Origin of the sequence: Legionella drancourtii LLAP12 (assembly GCF_000162755.2) — a bacterium.
GTDB lineage: Bacteria > Pseudomonadota > Gammaproteobacteria > Legionellales > Legionellaceae > Legionella > Legionella drancourtii.
This window is the reverse complement of sequence record NZ_JH413842.1, coordinates 1-11,141: the sequence shown is the minus strand read 5'-3', so window position 1 is coordinate 11,141 and position 11,141 is coordinate 1. Positions and strand designations below refer to the sequence as shown.

Genomic DNA, 11,141 nt, shown 5'->3' with positions numbered 1-11,141 from the left:
TTTTGCACCCAGAATTAAAGGTCTGAAGAAAGCCACCCTATACAGTTTTCACTCTAGGGGTAAATTCCATATAGCGCCGGTTTATCAGCATCAACCTTTACAACCCTTACTCAGCAAGGCTTATAGAGCGAGCATTGATTATTTCATCTTCTAACAGTAATTTCGCAATCTCTTGAATATTAATAAGTTTTTTCTGATTTGCAAAATGTAAATGTACCTAGCATATTACAATGAATCTGAATAGAAATGGTTTTTCCGAATAATAAGTAATCTAATCTGCTTTTCAATTTCAATTAGTGCAAAAAATAGGACACCACTAAAGACAATAAGTATTCCTTCTGTAAAAGGAATTGATTCTGTAATAAATATCTTCTGAAAAAAGGGTACATAAGTGATGGAAAACTGAGCTACAGTAATGATTATTACTGCCAACCAGACCACTTTTGTACCTTTAACAGCGTTCCAGGTTAGTGAAGTACCATACATATTCCGAATGAAAAACAGGTGAAAAATTTCCATGACCACCAAGGTATTTAGTGCAATAGTCTGAGCAAGAACTTCTGAGTAGCCACGTTCTAATGCATGGAAATAGAGTCCAAATACGCCACACAAAAAAAGAATAGAAACAAGAATAATATGCCAAACCAGAACACCACTAAGAAGTGGTTCATGACGTGAGCGTGGGGGACGTTGCATCGTACTTTCTTCTGTTGGCTCAAAGGCTAAAGTAAGGCCCAGGGTAATCGCAGTAATCAGGTTAATCCATAAAATCTGAATAGGTGTTACCGGTAAACTTATCCCAAACAGTAATGCCACAACGATGGTCATTGCTTCACCTGCATTGGTGGGTAAAGTCCAGCTGATGACTTTTTTTAAATTATCATATACTGTTCGACCTTCACGAACTGCAGCGACTATGGAGGAAAAATTATCATCCGCCAATATTAATTCAGCAGATTCCTTAGCCACCTCACTGCCTTTTTTACCCATTGCAATTCCCGCATCGGCTCGTTTCAAAGCTGGCGCATCATTCAATCCATCACCGGTCATGGCGACTGTCATTCCATGGGATTGTAAGGTCATAACCAATCTTAATTTATGCTCAGGGCTTGTGCGGGCAAATACGTCCGTCGTTAATACTGCGTTGGCAAGTTCTTCGTCATTCATATGATCCAAATCGTTACCGGTCAGCACTTTATCGGCATTTTTAAGCCTAATTTGTTGGGCTATGGCAATTGAAGTACGCGCATGATCCCCTGTGATCATTTTCACGGCGATACCGGCTTTGTAGCATTGATTAATAGCAGCAATTGCTTCAGGGCGTGGAGGATCAATCAAACCCACCATACCAAGAAAAATCAACTCGTGTTCCACATCCGAAAATTCAAGCACCGTATGTTCCGGATTTATTGGCTTCATTGCTAAAGCCAATACTCGTTGTCCCTTGGCGGCTATCTGCTCTATTTGATGATGCCAGTAGGCTTTATTTATGGGTTCCATTCTACCGTCTTCTGTTCTTTGTTTCTCACAATGAGTTAAAAGCTGTTCAGGTGCTCCTTTGAGAAAAACAAAGGCTTGCTTTAAATGATTATGATGGAGTGTCGCCATGAAACGGTATTTGGAATCAAAAGGAATCACATCCGTACGCATCCAGGTACTACGTTCTTCAAAAAGTAGTGGATTTATTTTTCCTGCAAAGCTTAACAAAGCCCCTTCCATGGGGTCGCCTTCTACTCGCCAATTTCCTTCATGTTCATGAAGTGCTGCATCATTGCAGTGAATGGATGTCCTGGCAAGTTCTGCTAACAAAGGGTACTGATTGATGTTAATGGCTTCCTTATTTAATTGAATAGTGCCTCTTGGCTCATACCCTGTACCGTCTAATGTAAACTCATGGGCAGCTGTAACAACCGATGAGACTATCATTTTATTTAGAGTGAGCGTTCCGGTTTTATCGGTACAAATAACCGATACTGAACCTAAGGTTTCTATAGCAGGTAAACGACGTATAATTGCATTTCGACGGGCCATAGCTTGTACGCCAATGGCAAGCGTGATCGAGAGCACTGCAGGAAGTCCTTCTGGGATGGCGGCAACCGATAAGCTCACAACAACCATGAACAGTTCGCCAAAGTGATGGTGCTGCACAAAATAGCCATAGGCGAGCAGTAATGCCCCAATCAGCAAAATCAGTGTAGTAAGCCATTGAGCAAACAATCCCATCTGAACTATCAATGGGGTAGTTAACGTCTGTACTGCCGATAACAAACCGCTGATGTGCCCAATTTGAGTAGTCTCACCAGTTGCCACCACAATGCCTCTGCCCTGACCGTTAGTGACCAAGGTACCGCTAAACGCCATGCAAGTGCGATCACCGAGTGCTACATCGGTATTCACTGATGTGATCTGTTTCTCCACTGGAGCTGACTCACCAGTAAGTATGGCTTCGTCAATGGTAAGGCCATGGGTTTTAAATAGGCGTACATCAGCAGGCACTTTGTCTCCTGCTTCTAACAATACGATATCACCAGGCACCAGTTCTTCTCCTGGTACACTATGACGTTCGCCGTCTCGAAGCACGGTTGCTATTGGGGTGAGCATCTGGCGAAGCGCACTCAGTGCTTTTTCTGCTTTACCTTCCTGAATAAAACCAATCAGGGCATTGATTATTACTACCGCTAAAATCACTACCGTATCAATGACATGATGCAACAGAGCAGTAATCACCGCTGCCCCTAATAAAACATAAATCAGGATGTTATGAAACTGCAAAAGAAATCGAAGTAGTACACTGTGCCTGGCAGGCTCTGGTAGCCGATTATAACCGAAGGTTTTAAGCCGTGATTGAGCTTCATCATGAGTTAAACCTGACAGGGAGCTCTTTAAAACAGCAACTACCATTGTTGTGGGTTGGTCATGCCAGATTTGTGGCTTATCCTTAATTATCGCATCCGTTGTCATCATTGACTCTATTATTGTTTAATAGGCGCTCACCGGCGAAACAAAGCCATTAGGCTTTAAGGCCAGTAAAGAGCAACTGAGTTGTTGTACAACACTTTCAGCTGTATTGCCAAAAATAAAGCCTGGAATCCCTGTTCGCGCCACAGTACCCATAACCAATACATCAATGTGATTATTCTCAATGATTTTTTGCATCACGTGCTCTGGTTGACCTTTAACATGCTGAATTTTATAGCGACCACCGATATTAGCTTCCTTAATCACTGTTTCTAACGCCAAGAGGTGTTCAACTTGAGTCTCTGCTACGATTTTGTCTAATTCTTTTTGGGATATTTTGATGTAAATTCGATCGCGCAAATATTCTTCAAGCTGATAAACCCAGCAGGAAATAATGGTCAGTTCACCACTGCATCGGTCTGCAAGGGTGTGAGAAACCTGTAACAGCCTTAGTGCCAGATCATGACCTACTTGCTCTTCATTTTCAGGATCTATAGCTACGGCTACCTGGATGTTATTGCGTGAATGTCTAATAGGTCGACATAGCCATACGGGACATGGGCATTGACGCAGCAATGCCATATCCAGTACCTCAAATCCTTTACCATCCACCTTGGGTTCAGCTTCTTTAATGACTAAATCATGTCCATCACGCAATACATGGCGGATAATCCGCACAGAAGGAGCAGAGCCACAATCAAGTTCAATAGCGATGCTCAGTTCTGTGTCACTTATTTGTAACATCACTTGTATGGCTTGAATGGATTTGGCCATTCGCTCCTTCAGAAAATCCTCGTACGATTTTTTATATTCTTTATGAGTTTGCGGAAGCTCTGGGCACACGATAAGGATCTTAAGCATACTTTGATTGGTTCTTGCAAGACTTAGAGTCTGTTTTAACCCTTCCATTTCATCACGAATACCATGACTCACAAATAAGATATTTTGAAATTGTTGCATTAGTGATTTCATCCTTAAAATATGTAAAGTGCAGCGGGTTGTTTTAATAATCTAAGGAGTATTAGGCTCCTTAGCTCCAGTTTTCTTTTGCCTTATCGGTATTATTTAAAATAACCCGCCTGATATTTACATGTACTGACCCCCGTTTATATCTATATTAGCACCCGTTATAAAACTTGCTGAAGGCGATGCCAGAAAAGCAACTGCCTCTGCTATGTCTTGAGGTTGTCCTAATCGTCCTACTGGGATGCCAGAGATAATGCTGGTTAAAACTTCTTCACGCATTTGACTTATCATTGGCGTTTCAATATAACCGGGCGAAATAGTATTGACTGTGATTCCTTTATTGGCGACTTCAAGAGCTAAACTTTTGGTAAATCCAAATAAAGCCGCTTTGCTTGCTGCATAATTGCATTGGCCAAACTGTCCTTTTCGGCCATTAATGGATGAGATAGAAATAATACGACCATACCCTTTATCCAACATAGCTGGTAAGGTATTTCGTGTCATATTAAAGACACTGGTAAGATTAGCATCAATTACCTGTTGCCATTGTTCTGGGGACATTTTTTTTAAACTGGAATCTTTTGTAATCCCCGCATTATTAACTAACACATCAATACGCCCATAACGCTCCATCACTTGGGACACTAAGTGTTCACAATCTGAAAATTGCGCCATGTCCGCATAAATAATTTCTATATCAAACCCTGCTTTTCGTTGTTCTTCCTGCCAACGCTTGGCTTCATCATGCTTGCCGTCTTTAAAATAACAAGCAATTACTGCATAGTTGTGCGCTAACTGCCGGCATATGGCACTACCTATACCACCAGTACCACCAGTTACAATTGCGGTCATCCGTTCCATGGTCATTCTCCTTAATTAAAATGTGTTTTTGTGAGATGCTTTTTTTAAAACAAAAAATCCAGCTAACCCTGCAGTTAACGAACCTAAAACCACACCGATTTTGACTAAAGGGATTAAATCCAAGGTGCTGTGTTGGTAGGCCAAAGAGCCAATAAATAAACTCATGGTAAACCCCACACCGCAAATTAATGCAATACCATAGACCTGGCGAAGAGTAACGTTATCATTTTTAAGAAGTTGTTTAAAATGTACAAAATAACCTAATGACAAAAATATACCGACTTGTTTGCCAATAAATAAGCCTAAGGCTATTCCTAAAACAATGGGATGGATGAACATAGATGTATCAAGGCCGATAAAAGTTACTCCGGCGTTAGCAAAAGCGAAAACAGGAAGAATGATAAATACTACCCAGGGATGTAAGCTTTCTTCTAAACGGGTAAGCATGGACTTCTTCTTTCCATCGGGAATGGTCATGGCAATAACAATGCCGGCCAAAGTGGCATGAACGCCTGACTTTAAGACGGCAACCCACAAAACAAAGCCTACAACCATGAATACTGAAACACGGCGGCACTTAAAATAATTTAAACCAACTAAAATTAGGCTCATCAACAGAGCTAAGGAAAGTGACAGAAGCGAGAGTTTTTTGGTGTAGAAGAAAGCAATAATGACAATAGCTGCGATGTCATCAAAAATAGCAATCGCTGTGAGCAGGATTTTTAAAGAAAGGGGTATGCGAGAGCCCAATAGAGATACAATCCCTAAAGTAAAGGCAATGTCAGTCGCAGTAGGGATAGCCCAGCCTTGCAGATAAACTGGATTATGCGCGTTAAACCCAATAAATATTAAAGCGGGAACGAGTAAACCACATAGTGCCGTAATGACAGGAACAAACAAGTTTTTTTTATTGCTTAAAACGCCCCGTTTGATTTCTCGTTTAATTTCAAGACCAATTAACAGGAAATAGATGGCCATTAAGCCATCGTTAATCCACAATAATAAAGGTTTTTGTATGTATAGAGGGCCAACACCAAGGGCTGCTTTAATGTGTAAGAAATGCTCGTAAGTAAAGCGATAAGGTGAATTCGCCACTAGAATTGCAAGAACTGCTGCAAAAAATAATAAAATGCCGCCCAAGGTTTCTAAATTATAAAAAGAATCTGATTTAATCATTCGTTTAATTTATAACTAACATAAGGTTAGTGTACTGGGAGTCTACTGAAATTAACAGCGTCTGATGCCTCACATCCTTCAGCTCCTTTATTCAAACTTCATGAGACTCCTTTATACCAATAGGCACACAACGGAATTTTAGGTATTTATATAATGTAGGTTTTGAGATGCCAAGTTGCAGGTAGGATACTTCCGAGCAACCAGGAATTTTTATAAATTTACTTTTCAGCAAGTAAAAGACGACACACAGTTTATTATCAATCAACATTTTCCAGGGACTAATTTCCCTAAAAAAGACATTGATATCAATAAGCATTATGCTGCACAAAAAATGATTTTTGATATTTACAGTTATACACGTTCAGGTGCTGAATTCATTGCTAATCTGGGTCGCCATGCCAAAAAACTCACCAGTCGTGATTTGCAGCCAAAATTTGTTTTTGATGAACTCCTGGAGTTTTGTGAACAGCATAAAACTATTCGTCCTAAATATTCAACATTACAGACTATTGTTTCAAAAGCGATTAGTCGTGAAGAAAACAGGCTAACTTTAAAATTAGAGCGTTTATTAAATAAAGTGGAGAAGGCTGATCTTGATAGTTTATTAGCAAAGGACGACCTATTTCACAATTTAACTTTATTGAAAAAAGATCCAAAGAACTTTAAAACCAAAGAAATGCAGAAAGAACTTTCGAAACAAAGACAAATTTTCGCTTTATTTAATAAAGCGAAAATGATAATACCCTTATTGAACATTTCAAGGCAGAACATTCAATACTATACAGGGCTTGCCGAGTTCTATGAGGTCAATATACTTCAAAAATTAAACAGGAAAAAAGCAAGGTTATATTTGATATACTTTGTTTGGCAGCGTTTTGTTAAATTAAATGATCATCTGACTTCATTTTTTATTCACAAAATGGGTACATATGAAGATTTAGCGAAAGCTTATGCACAATCCTGTGTATTAGAAGCAAAACTTGGAATAGATCCTGCTCGAAAAACAGCAAGTAAGATTCTAAAAATTATTGCTAATCATGATATTGTTTCAGACAATATTAGACCAAGTTGTTATGAGATTGTTGATCAAAAAAACTTTAGCGTATTTGCAGAAAAACTGGCAAATCCATCGATTGATGAGAGAGACTATACATGGGCATATTATGACAATGAATTCAGCGCTATTAAAACGAATTTACGTTCCATTTTCACAGCGTTAGAATTTAATTCTGAGCAACAAGCAAATTTAGGTAGTGCAATTGAGTTCATGCAGCAGCTACTTGCTAAATGGAAGGTAGAAGACATCCCTGCACTCACAGTTCCCCTCGCTTTCGCACCATCGGGAATGACAAAATATTTAATTTATAAGAAAACAATAAGCGGTTCTGGAAAACGATTAAAGAAAATTAAATTTATTAATATTAATCCGTATGAAGTGATTCTTTATCAGCAAATTACGAAAGAACTCAGCTCTGGCAACCTGTTTATTTCAGACACAGTGAATTATCGACGATTGGAGAATGAATTAATTTCCAAGGACTCTTGGTTAAAGGACAAAACAAAAATACTTGATAATTTATCCGACTGCTTAAACTTAAAGCCTATAGTGTCATTACTTAAAACTATGGAGAAAGAAATTGATGGGCTATATAAGCGAGTTAATCAGCGAATTGTCTCAAAACAAAACAAGGACATAAAAATTGATGAGGATAAATTAACCTGGCGGCTACCTTATAAAAAGAAAGAAGAGCTGGCTAATAATCCTTTCTATAAAAAAATCGAAACGGTTAGTTTGGCCAGTGGCATTGATTATACTGCCCAAGCGACTGGTTTTTTTGAGCGTTTCACTCATATTTTAAATAAAGGGGCTAAAACAGCTGTAAAACCAGAACATGTCAAAGCGTACCTTATAGCGCAAGGAGCCTCTATTGGGAAGAAGCGGATGGCTGAGTCTTCTGATGTAAGTATTCACGATTTAAATAATGTTGAAGGTACTTTTATTCGGCTGGAATCATTGATTGGCGCAGGCGATCAAATTATTAATCACATTGCAAAACTACCTATCTTTGAATATTATAATTTATCGGACTATGGCATACATGCAAGTCTTGATGGTCAAAAATTAGAAACAAAATATCAAACAATAATGGCACGGTACTCAACAAAATATTTTGGATATGGAAAAGGTGTTGTTTCTTATAGTCTAATTGCTAATCATCTACCCGTTAATACCAAGGTAATTGGTGCAAATGAACATGAAAGCCATCATGTTCTGGATATTGTTTACAACAATACCAGCGATCTGAAGATTACAGTCGTATCTGGAGACATGCATAGCATCAACCGGGTTAATTTTGCACTGATGTATTTGTTTGGTTATGATTTTATGCCGAGGTTCACCAAAATAAACAGAAAAGCCGACAAAAATCTCGTTGCCTTTAAAAAGCCAAGCGAATACAGTAAATTTTTAATAAAACCTTCTAAAAAAATTAGCAAACAATTAATTATTGATGAATGGGATAATATCTTGAGAATTATTGCATCCATTGCGATGAAAGAAACCTCACAGAGCACGGTGATAAGAAAACTATCTTCTTATACAAAAGCAAACTCTACTCTAAAGGCGTTGATAGAGTTTGATAAGATAATTATGAGCATTTATATGCTTAAGTACATTGATGATGTTGAGATGAGACGCTGTGTTCATCGAGCATTAAATAGAGGTGAAGCATTCCATCAATTACGTTCAGCGATCCTCAAAATCAGTGGCAAGCAATTGTTAGGAAAAACTGACAAAATGCTGGAAATTAATAATCAGTGCAATAAAATCTTGGCTTGTTGCATGATTTATTATAATACTGCTTTATTATCAGCTCTTTTAGAGCAGGCTAAACAACGTGGTGATGAGGCATTATGCAACGAAATTAAACGATTATCTCCCGTTGCATGGCAACATTTTAATATGTTAGGTATATTTACATTTTGCAAATCAGAAAAACTTATTTATATTCAAGAGGTTGCGAAATTACTATTAGAGGATGAAACCATCAATGCTCGCTCTATAAGCCTTGCTGAATAAGGGTTGTAGAATGTGATGCTGATAAACCAGCGCTATATGGAATTAACCCTTAGGAGCATTAAATGTCCGACTGGATCATTAATAATCAAAAGTCCCAGTTACAAACAGACACCATGCACCAAGAACTGGTCGAGGTATCGAATCGTGTTTATACCCCATTGGGATTTAAGTGCTCACAACCAGCCATAGAGCCAGAAAGTGCTGAGTATTGTGCTTACAGTTTTGAATTGAATAATTTTTCCGTTCGATTTCGAGTCGCTAAAATCACACCAACAAAAATCGGACAATTTGTTACGGTATGGAAACGTCTCAAAAAAGGACCTATCCAACCCTATGATAGTACTGATTCCTTAGATTTTTTTATTATTAACACTCGAAAAGAGGATCGATTCGGGCAATTTATATTTCCAAAATCTGTCCTGTGTCAGCACGATGTATTGTCTATAAATGGCGAGGGCGGAAAACGAGCCATCCGGGTGTATCCACCATGGGATGTAGCCGTAAATAAACAAGCAAAAAAAACACAAAAATGGCAACTAGAGTATTTTTTAGAAATACCCAAAAATAGTGAAATAGATCTCACTCGCGCCAAATTTCTTTATCGATAAATATAAATGGGTGAATAATGCTTATCGGATATGCTCGTGTTTCAAAAGCGGATGGATCACAATCGACAGATTTACAGAGAGACGCTTTATTGTCTGAATGAGTCAAAGAAGAAGCTATTTATCAAGATCATGCTTCTGGAAAACTAGATGATCGCCCAGGTCTTCAAAATTGTCTTAAAGCGTTAAGAGAAGGCGATACATTAATTGTATGGAAGCTAGATCGTTTAGGACGAAATCTTCGCCATCTAGTTAATATAGCGCATGATTTAACTGCAAAAAATATTGGATTAAAAGTTCTTACCGGTCATGGCGCAGCTATTGATACAACAACCTCGGCAGGTAAATTGGTCTTTGGTATTTTTGCAGCACTTTCTGAATTTGAACGCGAAATGATTAAGGAACGCACCCTTGCTGGAATGGCATCAGCCCGTGCACGAGGACGCAAAGGTGGTCGTCCTTATAAAATGACCCAAGCGAAACTCAGACTTGCAATGGCTTCATTAGGACAACTTGAGACTAAAATCGGCCCTTTATGCGAAGAACTTGGAATTACTAAGCAAACTTTATATAGACATGTATCACCAACAGGTGAATTGCGTGCAGATGGTAAAAAATTGCTTTGTATAATATAACAAAGGTCATTAGGAAATTTATCGATGAGTCAACAAAAACTAGATAGCTACCTTAGCTTGTGTACACAATTTTATGATTTAATCAGACCCCAACCACCGCTGGATGCTTATGCATTTTATCGCACATATGTGCTTAATGCAGGTGGGGTTGTTCTGGAACCTATGTGTGGTTCAGGTCGATTTTTACTCCCGTTACTCCAGGAAAATTTTGAAGTTATGGGCTTTGATGCCAGTGAGCATATGCTTAGATCCTTACATGCCAAAGCAAAATTACAACATCTTAAACCAGAAGTATGGCAAGGATTTGTTGAGGATTTAAATAGGGCACAAAGATATAACCTGATTTTCATTCCCAGTGGCTCATTTGGACATATTATTAATTTTGACTCAGTAAAAAAAGCATTGAAGGTCTTTTATGACCATTTAAATAAGGATGGGATTTTATTATTTGAAGCAGAAACATCTAAAATAGTGCCTGATCAAATTGGAGTTTGGAGAGGTCTTGTATGCCATAAACCAGATGGTAATTTAATCCTAGTAAATCGGCTAACAACTTACGAAGACAGTGTTTGTTATTCTATCGATAGATATGAGCTGGTAGATAGAGGGCAGATCGTACAAACTGAAGTTGAGGTATTTAATGTCCGACTTTATGATGATTCATTGGTTTTGACTAATATTCTCAAAGAGGTTGGTTTCAGAGAAAATTAAAATGATTAAGGCTTTTGATGGATCTATCAACCCTGATGAAGGTGACTCTAGTATTGTGTATGAATGCAGGAAATAAACAAAGTTAAATCAAGCTCATGATCGAAGATCGGTGATAGTAGCAATCCTTAGAGTACCTTTTCGTTCCAATGC

Annotated in this window: 8 protein-coding genes; 4 read left to right on the top strand and 4 right to left on the bottom strand. The window is 38.4% G+C overall.

The genetic code is table 11. The features are described from left to right. Positions 1–225: 225 nt before the first annotated feature. From LDG_RS13315 to nhaA, 4 genes are all read right to left on the bottom strand, one after another. A complete protein-coding gene (locus LDG_RS13315; RefSeq protein ID WP_006871923.1) occupies positions 226–2,961 on the bottom strand; it encodes a cation-transporting P-type ATPase in 2,736 nt (911 codons plus the stop codon). A gap of 18 nt (positions 2,962–2,979) precedes the next feature. After that, positions 2,980–3,918 carry a universal stress protein gene (locus LDG_RS13310; protein WP_006871922.1) on the bottom strand — a complete coding sequence of 313 codons (939 nt, stop codon included), beginning with the start codon at positions 3,916–3,918 and terminating at the stop codon, positions 2,980–2,982. 126 nt (positions 3,919–4,044) lie between these two features. Then, the gene (gene phbB / locus LDG_RS13305) at positions 4,045–4,785 is read right to left on the bottom strand and encodes an acetoacetyl-CoA reductase (RefSeq protein WP_006871921.1); all 741 of its coding nucleotides are present in this window, start codon (positions 4,783–4,785) and stop codon (positions 4,045–4,047) included. Between the two features lie 15 nt (positions 4,786–4,800). Then, positions 4,801–5,961: a Na+/H+ antiporter NhaA gene (gene nhaA, locus LDG_RS13300; RefSeq protein WP_006871920.1), complete on the bottom strand. Its 1,161-nt coding sequence runs from the start codon at positions 5,959–5,961 to the stop codon at positions 4,801–4,803. Between the two features lie 175 nt (positions 5,962–6,136). Between nhaA and LDG_RS13295 the strand changes: the two genes are divergently transcribed. The 4 genes from LDG_RS13295 to LDG_RS13280 all read left to right on the top strand — a co-directional run bounded on the left by LDG_RS13295 (position 6,137) and on the right by LDG_RS13280 (position 10,991). Then, positions 6,137–9,040 (top strand): Tn3 family transposase, encoded by a 2,904-nt coding sequence (locus LDG_RS13295; protein ID WP_006871919.1) that lies wholly within the window; start codon positions 6,137–6,139, stop codon positions 9,038–9,040. 62 nt (positions 9,041–9,102) lie between these two features. Beyond that, positions 9,103–9,648 carry a MepB family protein gene (locus LDG_RS13290; protein WP_006871918.1) on the top strand — a complete coding sequence of 182 codons (546 nt, stop codon included), beginning with the start codon at positions 9,103–9,105 and terminating at the stop codon, positions 9,646–9,648. Between the two features lie 116 nt (positions 9,649–9,764). Then, entirely contained in the window at positions 9,765–10,280 is a 516-nt protein-coding gene (locus LDG_RS13285; protein WP_233491544.1) for a recombinase family protein, read from the top strand. A gap of 24 nt (positions 10,281–10,304) precedes the next feature. Beyond that, positions 10,305–10,991 carry a class I SAM-dependent methyltransferase gene (locus LDG_RS13280; protein ID WP_006871916.1) on the top strand — a complete coding sequence of 229 codons (687 nt, stop codon included), beginning with the start codon at positions 10,305–10,307 and terminating at the stop codon, positions 10,989–10,991. Positions 10,992–11,141: the final 150 nt, after the last annotated feature.